This is a genomic window from Sphingobacterium sp. UDSM-2020 (genome assembly GCF_016132525.1).
Lineage (GTDB): Bacteria > Bacteroidota > Bacteroidia > Sphingobacteriales > Sphingobacteriaceae > Sphingobacterium > Sphingobacterium anhuiense.
The window spans coordinates 924,259-948,663 of the sequence record NZ_CP066166.1 but is presented as its reverse complement, the minus strand read 5'-3'; the positions used below and the strand labels follow the sequence as shown (position 1 = coordinate 948,663).

At 37.4% G+C, this 24,405-nt stretch carries 20 protein-coding genes and 1 rRNA gene; 13 read left to right on the top strand and 8 right to left on the bottom strand.

Translation table 11 applies throughout. From position 1 onward, the window contains the following. Positions 1 to 208: 208 nt before the first annotated feature. The 3 genes from rrf to JAZ75_RS04005 all read left to right on the top strand — a co-directional run bounded on the left by rrf (position 209) and on the right by JAZ75_RS04005 (position 3,778). Positions 209 to 320 (top strand): 5S ribosomal RNA (gene rrf / locus JAZ75_RS04015). An 837-nt stretch (positions 321 to 1,157) separates the two neighbouring features. Then, positions 1,158 to 2,567: a Gfo/Idh/MocA family protein gene (locus JAZ75_RS04010; RefSeq protein ID WP_132772552.1), complete on the top strand. Its 1,410-nt coding sequence runs from the start codon at positions 1,158 to 1,160 to the stop codon at positions 2,565 to 2,567. A 242-nt stretch (positions 2,568 to 2,809) separates the two neighbouring features. Then, entirely contained in the window at positions 2,810 to 3,778 is a 969-nt protein-coding gene (locus JAZ75_RS04005) for a formylglycine-generating enzyme family protein (RefSeq protein ID WP_132772550.1), read from the top strand. Between the two features lie 79 nt (positions 3,779 to 3,857). Here the strand turns inward: JAZ75_RS04005 and carB are convergent, their stop codons facing one another. Together carB and JAZ75_RS03995 are read right to left on the bottom strand one after the other, a co-directional pair. After that, positions 3,858 to 6,674: a carbamoyl-phosphate synthase large subunit gene (gene carB, locus JAZ75_RS04000; RefSeq protein ID WP_132772548.1), complete on the bottom strand. Its 2,817-nt coding sequence runs from the start codon at positions 6,672 to 6,674 to the stop codon at positions 3,858 to 3,860. Between the two features lie 227 nt (positions 6,675 to 6,901). Further along, positions 6,902 to 9,163, bottom strand: coding sequence for a family 20 glycosylhydrolase (locus tag JAZ75_RS03995; protein WP_132772546.1), 2,262 nt, complete (start codon positions 9,161 to 9,163; stop codon positions 6,902 to 6,904). A gap of 148 nt (positions 9,164 to 9,311) precedes the next feature. Between JAZ75_RS03995 and lipA the strand changes: the two genes are divergently transcribed. From lipA to JAZ75_RS03960, 7 genes are all read left to right on the top strand, one after another. After that, positions 9,312 to 10,193, top strand: a complete 882-nt coding sequence (lipA, locus tag JAZ75_RS03990; RefSeq protein WP_021190648.1) for a lipoyl synthase — start codon at positions 9,312 to 9,314, stop codon at positions 10,191 to 10,193. A 90-nt stretch (positions 10,194 to 10,283) separates the two neighbouring features. Then, a complete protein-coding gene (locus JAZ75_RS03985; RefSeq protein WP_132772544.1) occupies positions 10,284 to 10,847 on the top strand; it encodes a Crp/Fnr family transcriptional regulator in 564 nt (187 codons plus the stop codon). Positions 10,848 to 10,947: 100 nt separating this feature from the next. Beyond that, entirely contained in the window at positions 10,948 to 12,339 is a 1,392-nt protein-coding gene (locus tag JAZ75_RS03980) for a TolC family protein (protein ID WP_132772542.1), read from the top strand. 2 nt (positions 12,340 to 12,341) lie between these two features. Next, the gene (locus JAZ75_RS03975) at positions 12,342 to 13,313 is read left to right on the top strand and encodes an HlyD family secretion protein (protein ID WP_132772540.1); all 972 of its coding nucleotides are present in this window, start codon (positions 12,342 to 12,344) and stop codon (positions 13,311 to 13,313) included. A 5-nt stretch (positions 13,314 to 13,318) separates the two neighbouring features. Further along, positions 13,319 to 14,500, top strand: a complete 1,182-nt coding sequence (locus JAZ75_RS03970) for an ABC transporter permease (protein WP_132772538.1) — start codon at positions 13,319 to 13,321, stop codon at positions 14,498 to 14,500. Positions 14,501 to 14,733: 233 nt separating this feature from the next. After that, a complete protein-coding gene (locus JAZ75_RS03965) occupies positions 14,734 to 14,973 on the top strand; it encodes a hypothetical protein (RefSeq protein ID WP_132772536.1) in 240 nt (79 codons plus the stop codon). 182 nt (positions 14,974 to 15,155) lie between these two features. Continuing rightward, complete coding sequence (locus tag JAZ75_RS03960) at positions 15,156 to 15,725, top strand: hypothetical protein (protein WP_231577323.1); 570 nt, start codon at positions 15,156 to 15,158, stop codon at positions 15,723 to 15,725. A gap of 110 nt (positions 15,726 to 15,835) precedes the next feature. On the opposite strand, the gene JAZ75_RS03955 is transcribed toward JAZ75_RS03960, so the two are convergent. Next, on the bottom strand, positions 15,836 to 16,246 hold the full coding sequence (locus JAZ75_RS03955; protein ID WP_021190642.1) for a BrxA/BrxB family bacilliredoxin: 411 nt from the start codon (positions 16,244 to 16,246) through the stop codon (positions 15,836 to 15,838). 171 nt (positions 16,247 to 16,417) lie between these two features. Between JAZ75_RS03955 and ahcY the strand changes: the two genes are divergently transcribed. Then, positions 16,418 to 17,734 carry an adenosylhomocysteinase gene (ahcY, locus tag JAZ75_RS03950; protein WP_021190641.1) on the top strand — a complete coding sequence of 439 codons (1,317 nt, stop codon included), beginning with the start codon at positions 16,418 to 16,420 and terminating at the stop codon, positions 17,732 to 17,734. A gap of 285 nt (positions 17,735 to 18,019) precedes the next feature. On the opposite strand, the gene JAZ75_RS03945 is transcribed toward ahcY, so the two are convergent. From JAZ75_RS03945 to upp, 4 genes are all read right to left on the bottom strand, one after another. Then, complete coding sequence (locus JAZ75_RS03945) at positions 18,020 to 18,550, bottom strand: AAA family ATPase (RefSeq protein ID WP_132772535.1); 531 nt, start codon at positions 18,548 to 18,550, stop codon at positions 18,020 to 18,022. Between the two features lie 34 nt (positions 18,551 to 18,584). Beyond that, positions 18,585 to 19,190, bottom strand: coding sequence for a nicotinamide riboside transporter PnuC (gene pnuC, locus JAZ75_RS03940; protein WP_132772533.1), 606 nt, complete (start codon positions 19,188 to 19,190; stop codon positions 18,585 to 18,587). 153 nt (positions 19,191 to 19,343) lie between these two features. Beyond that, positions 19,344 to 19,817 (bottom strand): ribonuclease H-like YkuK family protein, encoded by a 474-nt coding sequence (locus JAZ75_RS03935; RefSeq protein WP_021190635.1) that lies wholly within the window; start codon positions 19,815 to 19,817, stop codon positions 19,344 to 19,346. Positions 19,818 to 19,935: 118 nt separating this feature from the next. Continuing rightward, positions 19,936 to 20,580, bottom strand: a complete 645-nt coding sequence (upp, locus tag JAZ75_RS03930; RefSeq protein WP_021190634.1) for a uracil phosphoribosyltransferase — start codon at positions 20,578 to 20,580, stop codon at positions 19,936 to 19,938. 152 nt (positions 20,581 to 20,732) lie between these two features. On the opposite strand from upp, the gene uvrB reads away from it, so the two are divergent. Next, complete coding sequence (gene uvrB, locus JAZ75_RS03925; protein WP_132772531.1) at positions 20,733 to 22,763, top strand: excinuclease ABC subunit UvrB; 2,031 nt, start codon at positions 20,733 to 20,735, stop codon at positions 22,761 to 22,763. 22 nt (positions 22,764 to 22,785) lie between these two features. Here uvrB and JAZ75_RS03920 read toward each other — a convergent pair whose 3' ends face one another. Then, on the bottom strand, positions 22,786 to 23,208 hold the full coding sequence (locus JAZ75_RS03920; RefSeq protein WP_132772529.1) for a hypothetical protein: 423 nt from the start codon (positions 23,206 to 23,208) through the stop codon (positions 22,786 to 22,788). A gap of 162 nt (positions 23,209 to 23,370) precedes the next feature. Here JAZ75_RS03920 and proB point away from each other — a divergent pair, with 162 nt between their 5' ends. Further along, the gene (gene proB / locus JAZ75_RS03915) at positions 23,371 to 24,405 is read left to right on the top strand and encodes a glutamate 5-kinase (protein WP_021192437.1); all 1,035 of its coding nucleotides are present in this window, start codon (positions 23,371 to 23,373) and stop codon (positions 24,403 to 24,405) included.

The following is a 24,405-nucleotide window of genomic DNA, read 5'->3' as shown; positions in this document are numbered from 1 at the left end:
GCCACGAGATGAGACTTCCTTATAGGGCCGTAGTAGACTACTACGTTGATAGGTTGCAGGTGTAAAGGTAGAAATACCATAGCTGAGCAATACTAATCACCCGAAGCTTTCTCAAGCAACGCAAACACTGTTGTCTTCCTCTTTTAGTTTTTCTTTCAATTGTCTATAGATAATGCTTTTTAAAGAGCATATATCACATAAAAACATTTTAGGTGCCTATATCGGCGGTGTCTACCTCTTCCCATTCCGAACAGAGAAGTCAAGCCCGCCAGAGCCGATGGTATTGCCGTAACAGGTGGGAGAGTAGGTCGGTGCCTTTTTTTATACAGAAGCCTTTGCTATACAGCAGAGGCTTTTTTGTGTTTATACCTTTTTTATGCTGAGAGCATAGCTATTCCTGTTCTTTCGGTAACTTCTGCAGACCCGTCATGCTCATCATTTAACCTATTCAGCTTCTACATCTTCTTCCTATCGGACAAACATAATGGCAGCTTCTGCTTTTATGATATACATACCCATGCTTATAACCCCATTAGTTTCAGAATCCATAATTATTACTTATTGATTGCTCCTCATAGTGGCATTAGATTCTTTTAATATGTTGATTGATTCTTCAACATATTACTAGGATTGTGTTCAGTTTGATAACACATTATTATTTCATAGTATATTTTAATAATTCATAAGATATGCCAACGAGCTCTTCAGATTGAGGTTTATTAATCCAAAAGAAGGACTTCAGAAATGATTTTTATTTTAATAACAGATACACGTCTCTGCGTTTCATGATAAGAGAATTCAGGATGCTATAAATTATAATTCAGAAGTTTCTTCATTTAATTATGAACAAGATTATTAGATGTAACTAATTGGTTACTAGAATTTGAGAAATATCTGAATGCTGGATGTCACTTTGCAAACGGTTGTTTATTTTAAGCAAACGATTGCTTTGTTTTTTTATTTTTAATTACCGATTTTCTAGTGTATTCTTGTTATAGAAAAGGTCTACGGCTGATTCTATAACTAATTATTGAACGACTGTTATCATTAAGTTTGATAATCATTTCAAAGACTGTTTAGTTTGTTTTAAAATAGGTGATTTTAGAGGGGCTTTCTATGGCCCCTTTAATTTTGTATGTAAATTAATCTATCAAAATATGAATTCTAATAGAAGAGATTTCTTAAAGAAAGCGGGTATCTTATCATCTGTAGCGGTGACATTACCAACTTTAAATTCCAATGTATTGGCCGCAACAAAATTCAACATGTCCGGTCATGCGGCCCCTAAGATTGATAAAGTGCGTGCAGCAGTTATTGGTTTAGGAATGCGTGGTCCTGGTGCTGTGGATCGTTTGTCTTACATTGATGGTGTTGAGATCGTTGCGTTATGTGATAAACATGCAGATCGTGTAGAACGGGCTCAAGGTATCCTGCGTAAGAAATCGCTGAAAGATGCAAAATCTTATTCTGGTGAAGAGGGATGGAAAGACATGCTGAAAAATGAGAAATTGGATTTAGTTTATATCTGTTCTCCATGGGACTATCATACTCCCATGAGTATCGGCGCAATGAAAGCTGGTGCGCATGTTGCGTGTGAAGTGCCGATTGCCTTAACTCTTAAAGACTGTTGGGAAGTGGTTCGCGTATCAGAAGAAACGAAAAAACATTGTATGATGTTGGAGAACTGTTGCTATGATTTCTTTGAAATGCTAACATTAAACATGACGCGTCAAGGTCTATTTGGTGAGCTGTTACATGGCGAAGGAGCATATATTCACGATTTATTGGACTTAAATTTTGCGAAAAATGGTTACGATAATATGTGGAGATTGCGTGAAAATATTAAGTTAAATGGTAACTTATATCCAACACATGGTTTAGGTCCGGTTGCGCAATGTATGAATATAAACCGTGGTGATAAAATGAATCATTTAGTTGCTATGTCTACAAATGATTTCCAAATGGGCGCTAAAGCGAAAGAATTGGCAGCAAAAGATTCTTTTTATCAAGAATTTGTTGGTAAGAACTTCCGTGGTAATATGAATACAACTTTAATCCGTACAGAATTGGGTAAGACAATTATGTTGCAACATGATGTGACTTCGCCAAGACCATATTCTAGATTACATACATTAAGCGGTACAAAAGGTTATGCGCAGAAATATCCTGATGAAAATATTGCGTTTGGACATGAATTTATCTCTAAAGATAAAATGAAAGAACTGTATGCTAAATATACACCTGAACTAGTGAAATTTATTGGTGAGCAGGCAAAACAGGTAGGTGGTCATGGTGGAATGGATTTCATGATGGACTGGAGATTAATAGATTGTTTGCGCAATGGTTTACCATTGGATCAAGATGTTTATGATGCAGCTTCTTGGAGTTGTATCGTTCCTTTAAGTTTTGATTCTGTAAAAAACAACTCTAGAACGGTCAATATTCCTGATTTTACTAAAGGTGCATGGAAAACGAATAAGCCTGTAGATATCACTTTAAATGGTGGTGGTACAACGAAAATACGTTCAAAAGAAGGTAAAGTAAGCGGTGTTCAATTAGACGTATAATCTTTTTGTTAACTATTAGAAAGGGAGAGCGGTTATTGTTCTCCCTTTTTTATTGACGATCGTTTCACTTCTTGTTTAAAAATATCTAAATTGTAACTTTATTTGTTATCGACCGACCTATGTACAGGAATATATTCTTTTGTGTCCCATGTTTTGTCTTATTGACTTCATGCTTCAGTAACAGTAAGCCGAAAGGTAATACTGCCGATCTCTTTGTTTCGCAGGATTCTTCCCGCTGTTATATGGCAACAAATATTCCCTCTCGATTTTCGAATTTAGATACTGCGCATCATATCGTTGAAGGGGCTGGTATTGATCAAGTTAAAATGGTCAAGGTTACAGGTGGATATTTTATGATGGGTTCGGATCAGTTTGTTGATGCTAAACCAGTTCATGAAGTTAAAATCAATGATTTTTTAATTGATGAACATGAAGTAACAAATGGTCAATTTGAAGCATTTGTAAAAGCGACCGGTTATGTAACTGTGGCTGAAAGACCGTTAGATCCAAAGGAATTTCCAGGTGTAGATCCGGCGATGTTAAAGCCAGGTTCTGCTATTTTTTCACCACCAAAAGAGGTTCAAGGTTTAACCAATCATCTGCAGTGGTGGTCTTATGTCGTAGGGGCTAATTGGAAGCATCCTGAAGGTCCAAATACCAGTATTGAGGGTAAAGAGGACTTTCCTGTTGTACACATTGCTTATCAAGATGCTGAAGCCTATGCAAAGTGGGCAGGAAAACGTTTACCAACAGAAGCCGAATGGGAATACGCAGCACGTGCTCGTACATCAAATCCGATGACCTATTATTGGGGAAATGAATTGTTGGATAATGATCGTTATTTGGCTAATATTTTTCAAGGACAGTTTCCTGTTCTCAATACGAAGTTAGATGGTTACATCGGTACGTCGCCAGTTAAAGCTTTTCCTGCAAATTCAATCGGTCTGTATGATATGGAAGGGAATGTTTGGGAATGGTGCGCTGACTTTTATCGTCCTGATTATTATGCAAAAAGTACTGCCGATAATCCTAAAGGTCCAACTGATGCATATGATCCCGATGAACCGGGGGCTGTAAAACGAGTACAACGGGGTGGATCGTTTCTCTGCAATGATCAATATTGTGAGCGTTATAAAGCAGGTAGCCGGGGAAAGGGTGAGATTAATAGTCCGACAAACAATGTAGGATTTAGATGCGTTAAAGACATTTAACTCGTGAACAAATATGATCCTATAAAAAAAGCCTTCTTAAATAAATAAGAAGGCTTTTTTATGCAATAAGAGTTTAAGCTTATTTCGATAAGAACATCGATTTTTTAGCAACTAAATCTCTAAAGTAAGGGTCATTTAAATCTTTGATGAAACGGATAGCTTCACCTGTAGACTTCATTTCTGGACCTAACTGTTTATCAACTTCAGGGAATTTAGAGAACGAGAATACAGGTTCTTTGATTGCCCAACCTTGTAATTTGCGCTCGATTTTGAAATCTTTCAATTTGTTTACGCCTAACATGATTTTTGTTGCGATGTTGATGTAAGGTACATCGTATGCTTTAGCGATAAAAGGAACTGTACGAGATGCACGTGGGTTTGCTTCGATTACATATACATTTTCACCTTTCACGGCGAATTGAATATTTAATAGCCCTCTTACATCTAATGCTTTCGCTAATTTGATCGAATACTCTGCCATTTTATCTTGTACAGCTTGTGATAAGCTAAATGGAGGTAGTACTGCGTAAGAGTCACCAGAGTGGATACCTGCAGGTTCGATGTGTTCCATCATACCAATGATGTGTACATCTTCACCATCACAGATGGAATCAGATTCTGCTTCTTCAGCACGATCCAAGAAGTGGTCAATTAGGACACGGTTTCCAGGAAGGTTTTTCAATAAGTTAACAACTGCTTTCTCTAAGTCATCATCGTTGATCACGATGCTCATTCCTTGACCACCTAGTACATATGATGGACGAACAAGAACTGGATATCCAACTTCGTTCGCAACTTTGATTGCTTCTTCTGCCGACTCAGCTACACCATACTTAGGATAAGGAATATCCAAAGATTTCAATAGATCTGAGAAACGACCGCGATCTTCAGCTAAATCCATATTTTGGAAATCTGTTCCGATGATCTTAACACCAAGTGCTTCTAATTGATCAGCCATTTTAAGAGCTGTCTGACCACCTAATTGAACGATAACACCTACTGGTTTCTCTAATTCAATAATTTCGCGAACATGTTCCCAGAATACTGGCTCAAAGTATAATTTATCAGCCATGTTGAAGTCCGTTGAAACCGTCTCTGGGTTACAGTTAACCATGATTGCTTCGAATCCTGCTTCTTTAGCAGCTAATAAACCGTGTACACAAGAGTAATCAAATTCGATACCTTGACCGATACGGTTAGGACCTGAACCTAATACAACAATTTTTTTCTTATCAGAAGCTACTGATTCGTTTTCTTCTTCAAAAGTAGAGTAGTAGTATGGTGTTTGCGCAGGGAATTCCGCAGCACAAGTATCAACCATTTTATAAACACGGCTAATGCCTAATGCCTTACGACGGTCATATACTTCATCTTCCGTTACATTTCCTAATAACCAAGAGATTTGGATATCTGAATAACCTTTTTGTTTCAAGGTCATGAAGAAGTCTTTTGGAATATTGTTCAATTGGTAGCGGCGAAGTTCTGTTTCTAAGGCTACTAATTCTTGAATTTGTACTAAGTACCATTTATCGATACGGGTTGCTTTGCGGATAGATTCCAATGGAACACCCAATTCAAACGCATCTTTGATATGAAACAGACGATCACCACTTGGATGCTCAAGGCTATGCATGATCTCTTCTAAATTGCGTAATTGACGACCATCAGCTCCTAAACCTGCGCGGTTTGTTTCTAATGATTGACATGCTTTTTGAAGTGCTTCGATAAAAGTACGGCCGATTGCCATTACTTCACCTACCGCTTTCATCTGCAAACCTAATTCCGTATTTGCTCCTTTGAATTTATCAAAGTTGAAACGAGGTACTTTTACGATTACATAATCTAAAGTTGGCTCGAAGTAAGCTGACGTTGTTTTTGTGATTTGGTTTTGTAATTCATCCAAATTGTAACCAATCGCTAATTTAGCAGCAATTTTTGCAATGGGGTAACCCGTTGCTTTAGATGCTAATGCTGAAGAGCGAGATACACGAGGGTTGATTTCGATTGCGATGATGTCTTCATCCTCCGGATTAACAGAGAACTGTACGTTACAACCTCCTGCAAAGTTACCAATAGAACGCATCATCAGGATTGCTTGATTACGCATGTCTTGGTAGCATTTGTCGGATAAAGTCATCCCTGGAGCAACCGTGATTGAGTCACCTGTATGGATTCCCATCGGATCAAAGTTCTCAATAGTACAGATGATAATTACGTTATCATTGGTATCACGTAATAACTCTAATTCGAATTCTTTCCAGCCTAATACTGCTTTTTCAACTAATACTTCGTGAGTAGGAGAAGCACTTAAACCTCTACTAAGAGCTGCGTCGAATTCATCTTTCGAGTGTACAAATCCGCCACCAGTACCAGCTAAGGTATAAGAAGGACGAATCACTAATGGATAACCAATTTCTTGCGCTGCTTCTTTACCTTCTAAGAAAGAGTTAGCGATTTTCGAAGGTGCTACACCTACACCGATATCAATCATTAATTGACGGAACTCTTCACGGTTTTCTGTTTTTTCAATTGCAGCAACATCAACACCGATAACTTTAACGTCGTATTTTTCCCATAGTCCGATGTTTGAAGCTTCGATACATAAGTTTAACGCTGTTTGGCCACCCATAGTAGGTAGAACGGCGTCAATCTTTTGTTCTTTAAGAATTTCTTCAATACTTTCTACAGTTAAAGGAAGTAAATAAACGTGGTCTGCAATGACTTTATCAGTCATAATCGTTGCAGGGTTCGAGTTGATGATGGAAACTTCAATGCCTTCTTCTTTTAGAGAAAGGGCTGCTTGAGATCCCGAATAATCAAATTCACAGGCTTGACCAATTACAATTGGACCTGATCCAATGATTAAAACCGATTTAATGGAGGTGTTTCTTGGCATTATATCTAGTTCAAAAAATAAAATTTCAAAGTATGAACAAAGACAATCAAAAATGCGCTTCGAGAAGGGTATATTCCGACCGCTTTGTCGGAGTGCAAAATTACATTATTTTATTTGATTTTCCGATATTTATTTTCAGATAAATCATTTATGTACGGGAAGATAGTCAAAAAGAGAGCAACAGCACATTTTTGTAATACCGCTGCTCTCTGTAAAGAATGCATTATTTAATAGACAATCAGCTCATCCGCAAATAGAAATCCTTTTTTCGGATTTGTTGCTACGACACGTACAAAACGTGCTTGTTGAGGCTTCGCTAATTTCAATTCAAACCGTTTGAAAGTTAAGGTTGGGTCTTGATCAGAAACGTCGTTCTGTACGATACCGACCTCTCTGAAAGTTCGACCATTTTCGGATAATAAAACTTTAAATTCTCCAGGCATATATACGCCAGGACCTGTAATCTGCATGAAATTCATGGCAACACTATTGATCTCTTCACGTCGCTCGAAATCAACAACAACATCAAGATCTTTTAAAAATCCTTGCCATTGCCCATCTTGGTATGTTAACCCGCCTTTAACACCGTTTGTTAATGTCAGTTCTTTCTGTGCAGGATATCCATCGTCCCATTTATTTGTATAAGAAACAGCTTTTCCTATTGCTTTATGAACATCCAGTTGGATCGTTTCGATGGGTCCGACCTGAGTTGAATCTAAAAAGTAAGCTGCTTTAACAATCGTAGGAACAGAGAGATCAAATGAATTGTTATAAGGGGTTGCTTGATAAGTGGGTTTTGATCCATCTATCGTAAATCGGATATTATCTGCATGTAATTGTTCGGTCGTTAATGTTACCGTATTTGAGGCCTTCTTTGCATCAAAATCTACGGAAGCTTTTACATTGTACGATGGTCGATAATAATTGATATCGAAGTGCTGTAAAATTTTATAGTGTGATTGCAGTCTTTTATGGAAGTTCGGCCAATTTTTTAGATCAGCTTTTGTCCAGACAACTTCAGCTAAAGCTAATGTTCTTGGAAAAGCCATGTATTCTAATTGTTGATAATTAGGCATGTATTCTGCCCATAAATTTGCCTGAGCACCTAAAACATGCTTAATTTTATCTTGCTGAATAGCAGCTGGAATAGGGTTGTATTCATAGACTTTATTGATAGGAAGGTATCCGCCAATTGTTTCAGGTTGCGTTCTAGGGTCCGTTTGGTATGAATCAAAATAAAGGTGGGATCCTGGGGTCATGATGACATCGTGTCCTGCATTAGCCGAATTGATACCTCCTGATTCGCCTCTCCAGCTCATCACAGTAGCACCTTTTGTCAATCCTCCTTCTAAGATTTCGTCCCAGCCGATAATTTTACGACCTTTAGATTGGACATATTCATCCATCTGTTTAATCAAGTAACTTTGAAGTTCTTCTTCAGATTTTAAACCTTCTTTTGCTTTTAAAGCTTGACATTTAGGACAGGTTTTCCAATGTTTCTTATCGGCCTCATCTCCTCCAATATGAATGTAAGGTGAAGGAAATATGGCAATAACTTCATCCAGTACATTTTTTAAAAACTCATAAGTTTTCTCATTACCGACACAGAATTCAGATTGTGTATACGGTTTACCGGAGCAGGATAATTCGGGGTAAATGGCTAAAACTTCTTCAGAGTGTCCAGGCATTTCAACTTCAGGAATGACATTAATCCCCCGTTGCGCGGCATAGGCTACGAGTTCTCGGGCTTGATCCTGTGTATAGAATCCACCACTTGCATTTGGAGTTCCTGCATCCACATATTGACGGCCATTGTTCCACCAGTCTTTCCATTTTACATGCGTGCGCCACGCCGCTTTATTGGTTAATTCTGGGTATTTCTTAATCTCTAATCTCCATCCCGCTCCATCAGTCAAATGCCAGTGCAGATTATTCAATTTGTAGAGAGCCATAACATCTACAAATTTCTTCATAATAGGGAAAGGAATAAAATGACGTGAAGGATCTAAATGTAATCCGCGATATGAAAAACTTGGTTGATCTTCGATATCCACAGCATTTATCTGAGCAGGATCGTCCTGTAAGTAGCCGAGTTGAACAAGTGTGTAAATGGCATTGATGACAGGGGCAACTTCATGAGCTAAGATAACAATTCCTTTATCAGTAATACCGATGCGATAGGCTGCTTTATCTAGTTTATCTGTTTCCTCAGCTTTTAAGATGCGAATTCCTTCTTTGGGGGCTTTCTTTATCTTTTTTACAATTTCGGTCGTAATAGATGTTATAGCCGGATGTTCCGTTAGTAACTGACTGGCATTTATGAATTCTTCTGAAACATAAACTTTTGGAAAAGCTGGAATTTGATAAGAACCAACTGCTAGTGTAAGACTGCTGGGTTTCGGTATTAAGTCAAAATTTTGCTGAGCAAATATTTTTAGGGGTAAAAGTCCCGCTAAAAGTACCAAAGTTACTGAATGGCTAAATCGCATGTGAATTGGTATTTAATATGATGTTTTACAAATATCATAAAAAAAACAATACGTTCAACTGTATGATATGTGGTGACAATGGTTATTATGATAGTATTCAAACAAAATGTCGATAAAAAATTACATTTATAATCATTAACTTTGCATCATGATTGAACTTCCAGTTATCCCTGCAACACAAACACAGCGTAAGCCAGATTGGTTGCGTGTAAAATTGCCAGTTGGTAAAGAATATAGACATGTAAGAGGACTAGTAGACGAGCATAAGCTACATACGATCTGTGAGAGTGGAAACTGTCCTAATATGGGTGAGTGTTGGGGTGCAGGAACTGCTACATTCATGATTTTAGGCAATATTTGTACACGTTCGTGTTCGTTTTGCGCTGTATCAACGGGGCGTCCCAAAGCTGTTGAACTGGATGAACCAGCGCGAGTTGCTAATTCGGTTAAACTGATGCAGGTGAAACATTGTGTCATTACTTCTGTCGATCGTGATGACTTGAAAGATGGGGGGTCTATCATTTGGGCAGAAACAATCAATGCTATTCGTCAAGAAAGTCCTACTACCACTTTAGAGACTTTGATTCCTGATTTTAAAGGACAATGGGAAAATCTTGATCGCGTGCTTGCTGTTCGTCCAGAGGTTGTATCTCACAATATTGAAACCGTAAGACGTTTGACTCGTGAAGTGCGTATTCAAGCAAAATATGATCGTTCATTAGAATGTCTTCGTCGTATTTCTGAAGCCGGTCTGCGTACCAAATCGGGTATTATGCTTGGTTTTGGAGAGACTGAGGAAGATGTTATTGAAACGATGCAAGATTTATTTAATGTAGGGGTTGATATTTTAACAATAGGTCAATACTTACAGCCGACTAAGGCTCATCACCCTGTAGTGGAGTGGGTTACACCTGCGCAGTTTGATAAATATAAAGAAATAGGTTTAAAAATGGGATTCAAATATGTTGAATCTGGTCCATTAGTGAGATCTTCTTATCATGCAGAAAAACATTTGTTTGATATGCAATAGAAGAAAAAATATATGTTAGAAAAGCCCTTACTATAAATAGTAAGGGCTTTTTTTTGTGGTTTTTTGATTTAAAATTGGCATATTTAATTTATGACTGCATTGGAACATTTCAAAACCTTATATCTTATTGATGACGACTTAATGTTGTTGTTTTCTCAGATTATTGAAACAAAGGAATTTTATAAAGGAGATATAATTTTTGAACCTGATAGCTACTTAAAATATATTTATTTTGTAGAATCTGGCTTAACACGGATCTTCTACTATAAGAATGGTAAGGATATTACACATTATTTCTTTGGACCCAATACATTTAGTACAGGTATAGAGAGTGTTTTCTATCAAAAACCCTCTTTATTTGGTTTTCAAGCCTTGACCACATGTAAAATTTCATTCATACCTTTTCAACATATTTTGGAATTAGCAAAGACTCACATTGTCGTGAATCAGATCATTCAAAAAGTTTTACTCGATTCGGTGATCAGTTTCTCCAATCGGTTTTATAATATGCAGTTTCAAACGGCTATGGAACGATACCAATTATTATTAACAGAAAATTCGGAACTTCTTAAAAATGCTTCTCTAGGACATATTGCCTCATATTTAGGGATGTCGCAACAGACTTTATCGGTAATAAGAGGACAACTTGATTAATTTTTTCCTTTTTAAGATATCTTAAAAATTAAATCGTAAAACATACGCATCTTTGTATTGTTACTTAATATACTAATCGACCCTTATGCGAGTTATGAATATGTTAGTTAAAAAGATTTCATGCTTTATATTTTTAATGCCTTTTCTGTTTCAAAATACAACGTTTGGACAGCAAGGTATTAGTCCCCAGCTAAAAGAATTTATTCAAAAGGCAATTCAGAATAATAGCGATATTAAGAATAGTTATTTAGAAAATCAGAAAACCCTTTTAGATAAGAATTCTGTGAGCGGAAAGTTATTACCCCACATATCTGCTATGGGTATGTATGGATATCTCAATGCTAGTGGAGAATTGGATCTTCCAACAAAAACTCTTCCGATCTTGGGACTGAATCTTTTTGAAGGTGCACAAAAATTTAATACCTCTTCTCAGGTTGGCTTTGCAGGTGTAAATGCGACACAGGTTATCTTTAGTGGTCTACAGATTACGAATGGGAAAAAAGCTTTGGATGAAAAGTATAAAGCACAGCAGCTGATGACCGAGGCCGGTTATGAGGGCCTTGCTCAGGAAGTGGTGCAGACTTTCGACCAGATCATGTTATTGAAAGAAGTTGATGCCTTGATTGCTGATTCGGAGAAAAGATTGAATAAGGAGCATCTTAAAGTAGTAAAAGCGATCGAGAATGGTTTGGCTATACCTTACGATCGTGATAAAATTAAATTGGCTATGCTGGAGTTAGAAAGCAAGAAAGCCGAATCGACCAATAGTCGTGAACTCTTATATTTTAAATTGGAGGAATTGACTAAAATGCCTCTAGATAGTCTTAAGACAGTGAGCTATCCATTGGAACTAGCGATTGTAGATCCGGTACAACCTGCTGTAGAGAACAGGAAGGAAATGCAAGCTTTGGCGAGTTCTCAACGTGCGTACGAGTATGTACTGAAAAAAGAAAAGGGTGCAAAATTACCACAGATTTTTGCTTTTGGTAGTGCTTTTTATTTCAACGCCTTTGACACAAAGTTCAAATTCAAAGATGTACCGCTTGCCGGTGATCTTAATTTAAGTGCTAATCATTTTCAGATGGCACCGGGTTTTGCTGTAGGGGTTGGTGTTAAGTGGGATGTATTTGATGGAAATCAACATCGAAATAATATCAAAAAAGCAAATCTGGATCTGGTTATGAATCAGAATAAATGGAATGATACGCGGGATAAACTAATGTTGCTGCAACGTAAGACAAATTCGGATTACCAGTTGTCGATGAAAAAAATGGCGGTGCATGAACAGCAGATAAAAATTGCAAATAATAATCTTTCATTGGCATCAAAGCAATTTGAAGCTGGATTAATAGATGTAACGGAAAGGTTAAGTGCAGAAAATGAGCTTTACAAGCAGTCACTTAGTTTTTATAATCAACTTTTATTACAGCGTACTGCTGTTTTAGAATTATTAAAATCACAAGGAAGTCTTTATCAATCATTAGTGAAATAATTATGAGAAAATATATATCTATACTTGGAATCGCGGCATTAATGCAAAGCTGTAGCAATGAAGCTCCTCTTAAAAATACTTTTGAGGGAAAGATTGAGCGGGATCAGATTGCTGTAACGACCAAGATTCCTGGCAAAATACATCAGATTTTAGTGAGTGAGGGCGATGTTGTGCAGGCTGGTGACACCTTGATGATTTTGGAGTTTCCAGAGGTTGAAGCCAAATCTATTCAGGCTAAAGGGGCTCTTGAGTCTGCTGAGGCGCAATATAAAATGGCTGTAAAAGGAGCAACAGATAATCAGTTGAAGCAATTGCGAGCGAAGCGTGATGGGTTGCGTGAGCAATTTGAATTTGCACAAAAATCACTGAATAGAATGCAAAACCTCATTAAGGACTCTTTGGTTGCTCAACAGCAATACGATGAAGTTTATATGAAATTTCAAGGAGCAAAGAATCAATATTTAGCTGTTCAGGCCGAACTTGCGGATGCTGAAAACGGTGCCCGAATAGAACAGCAGAAAATGGCGCTGGGACAAAAGGAGAGAGCAATAGGGGCAGTATCCGAAGTGGATGTTGCAACGAAGGAACGTTTTATCATCGCGCCTCAAAATATGACAATTGAAACCATAAATTTAAAAGTCGGGGAACTTGCTTTGGCGGGATATAGCTTAATTTCTGGTTACTTGGTGGATGGTACCTATTTTCGGGTTACAATTCCTGAAAAGCAGTTACATAACCTGACGGTAGGAAGTAAGCAGCAACTTTCATTTCCATATTTAGAGAATAAAAAAATAGAAGCTGAGGTGGTTTCCATTAAAACATTGAGTTCTTATGCGAATATTGCTACGGCTTATCCTGATTTTGAACAGCAGGAATCTTTGTTTGAGGTAAAATTGAAACCTGTGCAAAAAGATGGTTCGGATAAATTATTGACTAAGGCGACGTTTATTCTTCATCTTGATAACACAAAATAAGTATTATGCGCACATTCGTATCCTTATTAAAACGAGAATTTAGGCTCTTTTTTCAAAATAAAGTGTTATTGATGCTTTTTGTGGGCGCACCTATTTTATATGGGGTGTTAATTGGGGCAGTTTATCAAAAGGGTAAAGTGACTCATCTACCTATTATCGTTGTAGATCAAGACAGAAGTCCGCTAAGCAAGCAACTGATCACTATGTTTAATGAGAGTGAGGTGATTTATGTTGCAGCAGTTTTGCCAGATGCTTTTAATGCAAAACAAGAGGCATTGAAACATGAAGCAACGGTTGTGGTACAGATTCCGAAGAATTTTGATTCGGATGTGAACTATAACCGTTCTACGGAGTTGACGCTCTTTGTCAATGCAGCCAATACATTAACTTCTAATTATGCGAGCATGGCGGCGAATGTCTGTGCAGCAACATTAAAAGCTGGTATTCAGATTAAAGCACAGCAGAAGAAAGGTGTCCCAGGGTACGTAGCCAATCAGCAATATGAACCTTTTAAAACTACAATCATTAAACAGCATATTAAAAGCGGAAACTATTTATATTTCATGCTTCCGGGCGTGCTATTAACTGTATTACAACAAGTGATGATGTTAGCTTTGGCATTAAGTTTTGCATCAGAGTTTGAAAAGGGAACATTTAAGGAGTTAGTATCTAAATCGTCTAATGTGCTGCTCCTGATTTTAGTGAAAATAGCGCCTTTTTTGATCATGTCCGTAGGTATTTATTTTCTTTATTATGGTTTTTCACTTTTTTATAGAATGCCTCTTGAAATACCAATTGGTCCGTTTTTATTAGGAACTGTATTCTTCTTACTCGCAGTTAGTTTTATCGGTATACTGGTGAGTATTATTATTCCGAGTCAACTTAAAGCAACCGAGATACTCATGGTTATCGCTACACCAAGCTTTATCTTGAGCGGCTTTACTTGGCCTTTGAGCCAGATGCCTGATTGGGTAGTCTATATATCTAAATTGATTCCGCTGACACATTATTTAGAGATCTTCCGGGTGTTAGTGATAGAACAGGGGGCAGTTGCAAATGTGAAGTCCTCGATCTTAGCGCTGGCTTTGACAACAGTTGTTTGTTTTATTCTTTCATTTATTCTATTGTATTTAAAAGTTCGAAAAATAAAGAAGGAGAATACACCAGTTGTTAAGGAGATTGAATGATGTGTATGAATATAAGGATATGTGCATGAAGGTTAAAACATACAGTTTTAATATTTTACAAATTTCAGTTTAAAAATAATTTCATTACCTGTAATCATAATTATTATAATACAATAATAAATGATTTTTGATTTTAATTTATTGTAAGTAAGTGTGTTAAATAATTTTGGGATTGTTTTGTGGCACTTGGTTTGAGCGATTCTTATCAAAATAAACTAACGCTATCTTCAATTATGAAAGCAATAAAATTTTCAGGAATAACTGCAGCTATCGTTGCCTCTTTATTGGTTTATGGAGCAGCCTCAGTATCTGCGCAACAGACGCATCCTGTGAAAAAATCGGAACCAAAGGTGAAGCCAGCAGCACCGGTTAAAGAAAATCCTGAGGCGGCAAAGGATTCAACTGCAGGAAAAAAGACTCCTGACAGAAAGGGTAATAAAATGATGCCTAAAGCTAAGCCACCAGGTAAATAAAGAACCAGATTAAAGGGTTTTATGACTGATCTCATAAAACCCTTTTTTTATTAACCATTAGTAACGTTAAATATCTGTTAACGTGCTTGTTGTTAAGGTGTTTTGGCATTTGTTTTGATTTTTAAAACTAGTTTTACACTTAAATATATTGGGTTATGAATACCTTAAATTATTTTAAAAAAATGGCAGCATTAGCTGCATTTGTTTCTGTGTTTGGTATTACCATGAGTACTGCACAAGAAACTACTCCAAACAAGGCTGTTAAAAAAACAGAGAAAGCGGTGAAGGATAATACCGTAAAAGCAAAAGAGACAGCTAAAAAGGAGAAGGTTTCCGCAAGTAAAACGGTAAAAGCTTCGGAAAAAGTAAAGGAGAATGCTGCAAGTACAAAACAGGTCGCTGAAAAAGAAAGTAAGGTCGCTAAATCAGATGCCGTTAAAGCTACTAAAGCTGCCGGAAAAGCGAAGGATGAAGCAATAAAAGCGAAGGAAGTAAATAAGCAATCAGTTAAGAACGAAAGCGCTTTATCAAAAGCGGAATCTGAAAAAGCGATTAAATCAACTGAGAAAGCTAAAAGTAATGTGACAGCTTCAACAAATAAGGTGAAAAAATCGACTGCAACTCCTACTAAAGCAACTGCAGGCAAGTTATCTTCAGAGAAGTATAATGGTCATGATGTATATATTGGCCCAGAAGGTGGCAAATATTATATCAATAGTAATGGTAATAAGACTTATATTCCAAGAAATTAATTTGAATCTGCAAGGCTCATTTGAGCAAAGCAAATGATTTGATAATATCAAAAAAGGCTATTCGAATAACTCGAACAGCCTTTTTCTTTTTCAAAAATCAAAATAAATGATTAACAGTACTCGTCAAATGCAGCTGCTAAATTATCAGCGATCATTTGGGCAGAGCGACCTTCAATCATATGTCTTTCTATCATGTGAACTAATTTGCCATCTTTGAATAATGCCATAGCAGGGGAAGATGGAGGATAAGGCAACATATAGTTTCTAGCTTTATCAACAGCTTCTTTTTCCATACCAGCAAAAACAGTAACAAATTTAGTTGGATGTTTTTCATTTTTTACTGCCGCTTTAGCAGCAGGACGAGCATTTGCTGCTGCACAACCACATACTGAGTTTACAACCACAAATACAGTTCCTTCTGTAGCAATAGCCGCATCAACTTGCTCAGCAGTTTTTAATTCTTCGAAACCTACATCTGTAAGCTCTTTACGCATTGGTTCTACTAAATATTCTGGATACATAATCTTCTTTTTTAAATTTAATCATACAAATATAAGTGTTGTTAGGAGCTAAGTCAAGACGTTAGTCTCAAAACAATGTCAGAATTTTACAGCTTTCAAATTCAACGTTTTGATTTAAAGGTATTGAATGGTATTTTTGCTAATAAATTTAAAACTTAAAAAGAATAATATATGTCATCAGTAGAAAGTACGTACGTACCATACAAAGTTAAGGACATCACCCTTGCTGAATGGGGCCGTAAAGAAATAGAATTAGCGGAAGCTGAAATGCCGGGTTTAATGAGCCTTCGTGCTGAGTTTGGTGCTGCAAAACCTTTAAAAGGTGCGCGTATTGCGGGTTGTCTTCACATGACTATTCAGACAGCTGTTTTAATTGAAACTTTGGTTGAACTGGGTGCTGATGTGACTTGGTCATCTTGTAATATCTTTTCTACACAAGACCACGCCGCTGCTGCCATTGCAGCTGCTGGGATTCCCGTATATGCTTGGAAAGGTATGAACGAAGAAGAATTCAATTGGTGTATTGAGCAAACATTATTCTTTGGTGAAGAGCGTCAACCGTTGAATATGATCTTAGACGATGGTGGTGATTTAACAAATATGGTGTTTGATAAATATCCAGAATTGATCGCTGAAATCAAAGGTTTGTCTGAAGAAACAACTACTGGTGTTCACCGTTTATACGAACGTATGAAGAACGGGACATTACATTTACCAGCTATCAATGTTAATGATTCTGTTACAAAATCTAAATTTGATAATAAATATGGTTGCCGCGAATCTTTAGTGGATGCTATCCGTCGTGCAACAGATTTGATGTTGGCAGGTAAAGTTGCTGTCGTAGCGGGTTACGGTGATGTAGGAAAAGGTTCTGCAGAGTCTTTACGTTCTGCTGGTGTTCGTGTTATCGTTACTGAAATCGATCCTATCTGTGCTTTACAGGCTGCTATGGAAGGATTTGAAGTGAAAAAATTTGCTGATGCTGTTAAAGAAGCTAATATCGTTGTTACGACTACAGGTAATAAAGATATTGTTCGTCCTGAGCATTTCAAATCAATGAAAGACAAAACGGTCGTTTGTAATATCGGTCACTTTGATAATGAAATTGATGTTGCCTGGTTAAATGAAAACTATGGTAATACAAAAATTGAAATTAAACCTCAGGTTGATAAATATACGATTGACGGTGTTGATATCATTTTATTAGCAGAAGGTAGATTAGTGAATTTAGGCTGTGCTACGGGACATCCTTCATTCGTAATGTCAAATTCATTCACAAACCAAACGTTAGCGCAATTGGAATTATGGACGAATACGGCTGCTTATGAGAATAAAGTGTACACACTTCCAAAATATTTGGATGAGAAAGTTGCTCGTTTACATTTAGCGCATATCGGTGTTGAACTGGATGTGTTGACTGAAGAGCAGGCTTCTTATATTGGTGTTACAGTTGACGGTCCGTTTAAAGCGGAAGCTTACCGTTACTAGTATTCACTTTGTTAAAAATAAGAAAGGCGATCTCTAATCAAGATCGCCTTTCTTATTTTTATCTCATTTCTTTTGCCATTCCAAAGCTTTTGTGACATTAGGATGGATAACTATTGATTTTTGTAGCTCTTCTCTAGCCTATTTTAGGTTAAAATACGATTTATTTTGCGGTGCTACCAAGATAAAATCTTTTTTATGATCAATATTACTTTTGACATTTCTATAATCGGAGTCTATGAATTATAAACGAGCTTAGATATCAGTTTAATACAAATGGCAAAAAAGCTATTTGCTTTTAATCGCCTTAAGTGCATTTTCAAAACGTTCAGCTCCTAATCCGGAAATAATGGCATATCGCGCATTGAGTTGATTTAATTCCTGTTTCCACACTTCCATAAAGTGTTCACGTTGCTCCGGAAAATCGCGTAATGGATCTTCCTCCCATGGTAGGTCGATATCCATGAGTAGGAAAAGGTCATATGGTCGTTGTTGTATTTCGTTTTTTACTTCCTGAGGTGTATCACCAAAGAGATGATCACACCAGATTTTGACAGTCAATATCGTTGTATCACATATCAACATATTATTATGAGCTAAAGGTATTAAAGTGTCTTCAAGCGCGATTTGTCCATAATACATATTAACTTCATCTTGCAGCGTGTATTCATTATGCAAGTTTTTACAATATTCACGTGCAAATTCAGGAACGCAAACCGTGTTGAAATGTCTTGCTATAGCCTGAGCAATCGTTGATTTACCTGTTGATTCAGGTCCAACGACAGCGATCTTCATTAATTCTGGATTTGATGTACTCATTTGTGCGCATAAAGTTAGGCATCTTGTTTGGACATTATTGCATAAAAGTACGATAAGTGGACTTCCAGTCTCTATAACCTCCCCAAGCAATCACGGCAAATACAAAATATAGAATCGCCGTTAGCAATAAACCTTTATGTAGGTAAAGTGGAATATAACAGATATCTACAAAAACCCACAGTAGCCAGTTCTGCAGTACTTTTCGTGTCATTAAAAATTGTGCAACAAAGCTTACGGCAGTGCAAAAACCATCTGCATATGGAACGTCTGAATCGGTCAGCTTTTGTAGAAAAGTGCCAAGCAAAGCAGTCAGGATTCCGATAGTAATTATCGTGAACAGCATTTCACGTTTTGTAAAGGAGACAATAGGCTTATCGTTTTCTCTGATTTTCTTTGACCAATAATACCAGCCATAAATGGCTGTACCTAAAAAATAGAGTTGTAATACAGCGTCCCCATATAATTTACTATGATAGAAAATATAGCCATAGGTCACCACACTGATTACGCTAATGGGCCAATTAAGGATATGTTGTTTAGTGGCGAGATAGACACATAAAAAACCGGTGATGGTACCGATCCATTCAAGCATGGTCGTCTGGGCAAATTGTTGTATAATCTGCTGTATAATTGCTGGCATAGCTCTCGTGTCTTTAGAAGTAAAGATACGAATTTAGCAAAACCGTTCATTTGTCCAAAAGTAATTTTAGGACATCAACACTTTAAGATGAATTGCGCACTATTAGAGCTATCGTATCGAACGATCTTTAAGGTGCTCAGTCACTATTTTCATTTATTGTACTTGCTTGTTTGCACAAGTCGTACTGGCAAATGATTCTGGTTTTGCCTTAAACACAAAACCCATTCCCATAATGTAACCCATGGCTTCTTTTAATGCGACATTAGATTGAAAATTAGGGTTGGTATTAATGTCAGCATGGACTTCCAAATCGACTTGGTATTGCTCTAGGAGTGGACAAAGTGCGTAAGCAACGTCGATGGATTTTTGAACTTCGAGGAGCATCCGTTCTTTAATGCCCATCAGGTGATTTCTTTTATCTTTATGTACGAACATAAATCCGCCTCGGTGTTCTCGGAGGAAAACAATAACGGTTGCAAAATCAATAGTTCCTCTTTTAATCTGTGAATCTGTCCCGATATAGACTTTGAGCTTATTGCCTAGATCTATTTCTTTTAAGATGTTGGTTTCAACAGCATCCCATATGGATGTCTTGATGCTTTCGCCATTGTATTTTTGCCAAGTCATATAAAGATAAGTTAGTTTGTGTATGTGCGTATTTCATTTTGTTGTTTAAATTTACTGATATATAATGTGTTAAGAGCGATGCTCTGTATTAAGTTTTTACTACTAAATTATTAAAAGACTAATGCTTATTTCCAAAAGCAAGGTCTCCCGCATCGCCTAAACCGGGTACAATGTACGCTTTGCTTGTCAGTTCATTATCTACTGCTCCGACCCATATTGTCGCTTTGGGTAAGAATGCCTGCACATGTCTAATACCTTCTTCGGAAGCGATGGCAATAACAATATGTAATTCTCTAATTGCATAATCATTTAAAAGATCCTTACAGCATAGTACGGCGCTTTTTCCGGTGGCGAGCATCGGATCGGCAACAATGACAATTTTGTTATCCAGATTTGGGGTGTTTACATATTCTTTATGGATTTCAAATTCACCACTTTTCTTGGTGTGACGATAGGCCGCAATAAATGCACTGTCCGAGTGATCGAAAACATTCAACAAACCTTGATGTAAGGGTAATCCTGCTCGCAGAATAGTTGCCAAAACGGGTTGATCAAGGAGCATCTGCGTATTTGCAACACCCAATGGAGTTTCTACATCTACAGGTGCATAAGTCAGTGTTTTACTGATTTCATAGGCAAATATTTCCCCAAGGCGTTCTAGATTGCGCCGGAAGCGCATGCGGTCTTTCTGAATGTTGACATCACGTAGTTCGGCAATGTATTGATTTGCGATGCTGTTCTGTGTGCTGAGGATATTGAGCATATCGTGTAGATTTTAGTGATTATACCAATTTACACAAATATTATTACTTATTGTTTGTTTAAACGGAAAAATAGTTGTGAATAGCAGACTCATTGAATAATATAAATGCCTCATTTATTTTGATTAAATTTGTATTACTTGAATAAGATTTTATGAAGTTCCAACTTACGTCTGAATATAAGCCTACTGGAGATCAACCTACTGCAATCAAAGAATTGGTGCAGGGTTTAAACGAAGGAGAACAATACCAAACACTCTTAGGGGTGACTGGATCTGGAAAAACGTTTACAGTGGCGAATGTGATTCAGCAAACACAGAAACCGACTTTAATACTCAGCCATAATAAAACATTAGCAGCTCAGCTTTACGGAGAGTTTAAGCAGTTTTTTCCTGACAATGCTGTCAATTATTTTGTCTCTTACTACGATTACTATCAGCCGGAAGCTTTTATCGCTTCATCGAATACGTATATTGAGAAAGATCTAGCGATCAATGAAGAGATTGAGAAATTACGTCTTGCTACTACAACGGCACTGATGTCGGGAAGGCGTGATGTTATTGTTGTATCTTCTGTTTCCTGTATTTATGGTATGGGTAATCCTGAAGATTTCTCCAAGTCGATTTTTCGATTTGCTGTTGGGACAGTGATTTCCCGTAACGCATTTTTGCATCGCTTGGTTGAGATCTTGTATGCGCGTACGACGACTGAATTTAAGAGAGGTACTTTTCGTGTGAAGGGAGATACAGTAGATATTTTCCCAGCCTATTTGGATTTTGCCATTCGCGTATCATTTTTTGGTGATGAGATTGATGAGTTGAGTGAAATCGATCCGGTAACAGGAAAGACCTTAAGTAGAATGGAAGATCTAGCTCTTTTTCCTGCAACACTCTTTGTAACACCAAAGGAAAAGTTTACTTCAACGATCTGGGCAATTCAAGAAGAGATGGTGCAACGTAGGACACAGTTGGAAGAGGAAGGAAAGATGTTGGAAGCGAAACGTCTGGAAGAACGTGTTAATTACGATCTGGAGATGATGCGAGAGCTTGGCTATTGTTCCGGAATTGAAAATTATTCGCGGTTTTTTGATGGTCGTGAGCCTGGGATGCGTCCTTTCTGTTTACTGGATTATTTTCCCGAAGATTATTTACTTGTTATAGACGAAAGTCATGTAACGATTCCGCAATTACGTGCCATGTATGGTGGAGACCGTTCCAGAAAAATTGCTTTGGTAGAACATGGTTTTAGGTTACCGGCAGCGCTTGACAATAGGCCTTTGAATTTCCCTGAATTTGAATCTTTGACGAATCAGACGATTTATGTTTCTGCAACACCGGGAGATTACGAGTTACAGCAGACGGAAGGTGTTTTTGTTGAGCAAGTTATACGGCCGACAGGGTTGTTAGATCCGATTATTGAAGTTCATCCTGCGATTAATCAGGTGGATGATTTCCTTGAGGAAGCAGATAAGGCCATTAAAGCCGGTGGACGTGTGTTAGCGACAACGTTGACGAAGCGTATGGCAGAAGAGTTAACCAAATATATGACTAAGCTGCATATAAAAGTTAGGTATATTCACTCTGAGGTAAAGACATTGGAACGGGTCGAAATTTTAAGAGGATTGCGTCTTGGTGAATTTGATGTTCTGGTAGGGGTCAACTTATTGAGGGAAGGTCTTGATTTACCTGAAGTAACATTAGTCGCGATATTGGATGCTGATAAGGAAGGTTTTTTGCGTTCTCAGAGATCATTGATTCAGACAATCGGTCGTGCTGCGCGTAATGACAAAGGGCGTGTGATCATGTATGCAGATCGGATGACAGATAGTATGGCTGCTACTATTGATGAGACTACCCGCCGTCGTGAGAAACAAATGAAATATAACGAAGAACATCATATTACGCCTCGAACTGTCGGAAAAACTAAAGAGGAGATTATGGAGCAAACCTCGGTCGCTGATTTCAATGGACTGGAGCCGAAGATATATGTTGAGCCAGATCCTTCGGTAGCCATTGCCGCAGATCCGGTGTTACAATACCTAGGTGAGAAAGAGCTTAAAAAAGCGATCGATACAGTTCGTAAGAAAATGGAAAAGGCAGCCAAAGAAATGGACTTCTTAGAGGCCGCTAAACTTAGAGATGAGATGTTCTCCCTAGAGAAAATATTTGATGAACGATTTAAATAAAAAAAGGGCTTAAGCCCTTTTTTTATTCTTTTTCTTTATATAAAGTTTTGTCGCCTTTAATTAATGTCCAGCAATGCTGATCCTGAATTAACTTGTAATCCTGATTTTCATATGCATATTCTTTGACGTGTTTTAAGACAATGCTTTCTGGGCTTTCTTTTAGAAAAACCTCTGCGGCATGTTTCTTATCATCAATAATCAGAAATGCCGCTGTTTCATAGCTATCTGAATTATTAACGATATCCAATTGTATCTGTTCAAAAGGCCTAACACAGCTATCTTTTAAAGTTGACCAAGTGTATCCTGCACTGGCGATACAGCCGTGCTTGTCTTTATCACCGCCCACTGTCGCTGTTTCTTTGGATTGGGCAGCCTCCTTGTTCTTTTGTTGGCATGAAACGAACAAAAGCGAAGCAACCATGATACTGTTAAGTAAACGATTCATATATGATGGTGTTTTGAATTGAGAGTATTCCTACACAAATTGTACCATATAAAATATACCTTTTTGGTAGATAATTTTTCATAAACCTTTCTTTTGTCAAAACGCTTCTTTATTTTTATAAGAATAAGTAATTACCTAAACAAAATAAACACAAAAAAATATATGAAAAAGCCAATTGTTGTTATCAAGTTTGGCTCAGCTTCTATTACGACAGCGGACGGGGAGGTAGATGAACGGATCGTATTGGAGATTGCAAGACAGGTTGCTCAAATACAACAAAAATATAACGTCGTTCTGGTTTCTTCAGGAGCAGTTGCGGCAGGGAAAAAGTTTTTGACACGGTATTCGGGGACTTTGTCAGAAAGAAAGGCTGCAGCAGCTATTGGTAATCCTTTGTTATTGCAAATTTATAGTACTTATTTTCGACCCTTTAAAATTGCTTTAGCTCAAAGTTTATGTGAGCGTCAGCATTTTGCAAATAGGAATCAATTTGTGCAATTGAAGAATACTTATGAAACTTTATGGAAAAATAACATTATTCCTATTGCCAATGAAAATGATGTGGTGAGTAATAAAGAATTGAAATTTTCTGATAATGATGAGTTGGCGACTTTGATTGCAGTTGGCTTTGGTGCTGAGCAAATTTTATTTACAACTTCGGTACCTGGAGTTATGGATTCGGAAGGAATAGTTATCCCCGAATTAAAAGTGATCGATAAGGCCGCACTTTCTTTAGCAAGAACAGATAAGTCTTCTGTCGGTCTTGGTGGTATGACGTCAAAATTAAATTTTGCACGGTTGGCTAATCAGATGGGGATACGGGCTGTTATTTTTAGCATGCAAACTGAAAATGCCTTGCTGAAAGCGATCGAAGGTCAAACGGGTACGATCTGCATGGCACAGCCTAAAAAGGTTTCTTCCCGCAATAAATGGTTAGCAAGTGGAAGTTTAATTAAGGGTAAAGTAATTATTGATAGAGGTGCTGTAGAGGCACTTTTGCAACGAAAAAGTCTCTTACTTGTTGGTGTTAAAACCTGTGTTGAACAGTTTGAGGAAGGTGAAGTGTTCCATATTTTTGACGAAGATGATCAAATCATTGCTGTTGCTAAATCTAAGTGGGATATGGGCGATTTAATGAAGAATGTAAAACGTAAAGATATCATCTTAGCACATGCTGATGATATCGTATTGTTATAA

What these genes read in the sequence shown, in the direction of transcription:
- JAZ75_RS04010 (WP_132772552.1), top strand. Translation starts at nt 1,158, where the DNA reads ATGAATTCTAATAGAAGAGATTTCTTAAAGAAAGCGGGTATCTTATCA.
- JAZ75_RS04005 (WP_132772550.1), top strand. Translation starts at nt 2,810, where the DNA reads ATGGCAACAAATATTCCCTCTCGATTTTCGAATTTAGATACTGCGCAT.
- carB (WP_132772548.1), bottom strand. Translation starts at nt 6,674, where the DNA reads ATGCCAAGAAACACCTCCATTAAATCGGTTTTAATCATTGGATCAGGT.
- JAZ75_RS03995 (WP_132772546.1), bottom strand. Translation starts at nt 9,163, where the DNA reads ATGCGATTTAGCCATTCAGTAACTTTGGTACTTTTAGCGGGACTTTTA.
- lipA (WP_021190648.1), top strand. Translation starts at nt 9,312, where the DNA reads ATGATTGAACTTCCAGTTATCCCTGCAACACAAACACAGCGTAAGCCA.
- JAZ75_RS03985 (WP_132772544.1), top strand. Translation starts at nt 10,284, where the DNA reads ATGACTGCATTGGAACATTTCAAAACCTTATATCTTATTGATGACGAC.
- JAZ75_RS03980 (WP_132772542.1), top strand. Translation starts at nt 10,948, where the DNA reads ATGTTAGTTAAAAAGATTTCATGCTTTATATTTTTAATGCCTTTTCTG.
- JAZ75_RS03975 (WP_132772540.1), top strand. Translation starts at nt 12,342, where the DNA reads ATGAGAAAATATATATCTATACTTGGAATCGCGGCATTAATGCAAAGC.
- JAZ75_RS03970 (WP_132772538.1), top strand. Translation starts at nt 13,319, where the DNA reads ATGCGCACATTCGTATCCTTATTAAAACGAGAATTTAGGCTCTTTTTT.
- JAZ75_RS03965 (WP_132772536.1), top strand. Translation starts at nt 14,734, where the DNA reads ATGAAAGCAATAAAATTTTCAGGAATAACTGCAGCTATCGTTGCCTCT.
- JAZ75_RS03960 (WP_231577323.1), top strand. Translation starts at nt 15,156, where the DNA reads ATGGCAGCATTAGCTGCATTTGTTTCTGTGTTTGGTATTACCATGAGT.
- JAZ75_RS03955 (WP_021190642.1), bottom strand. Translation starts at nt 16,246, where the DNA reads ATGTATCCAGAATATTTAGTAGAACCAATGCGTAAAGAGCTTACAGAT.
- ahcY (WP_021190641.1), top strand. Translation starts at nt 16,418, where the DNA reads ATGTCATCAGTAGAAAGTACGTACGTACCATACAAAGTTAAGGACATC.
- JAZ75_RS03945 (WP_132772535.1), bottom strand. Translation starts at nt 18,550, where the DNA reads ATGAGTACATCAAATCCAGAATTAATGAAGATCGCTGTCGTTGGACCT.
- pnuC (WP_132772533.1), bottom strand. Translation starts at nt 19,190, where the DNA reads ATGCCAGCAATTATACAGCAGATTATACAACAATTTGCCCAGACGACC.
- JAZ75_RS03935 (WP_021190635.1), bottom strand. Translation starts at nt 19,817, where the DNA reads ATGACTTGGCAAAAATACAATGGCGAAAGCATCAAGACATCCATATGG.
- upp (WP_021190634.1), bottom strand. Translation starts at nt 20,580, where the DNA reads ATGCTCAATATCCTCAGCACACAGAACAGCATCGCAAATCAATACATT.
- uvrB (WP_132772531.1), top strand. Translation starts at nt 20,733, where the DNA reads ATGAAGTTCCAACTTACGTCTGAATATAAGCCTACTGGAGATCAACCT.
- JAZ75_RS03920 (WP_132772529.1), bottom strand. Translation starts at nt 23,208, where the DNA reads ATGAATCGTTTACTTAACAGTATCATGGTTGCTTCGCTTTTGTTCGTT.
- proB (WP_021192437.1), top strand. Translation starts at nt 23,371, where the DNA reads ATGAAAAAGCCAATTGTTGTTATCAAGTTTGGCTCAGCTTCTATTACG.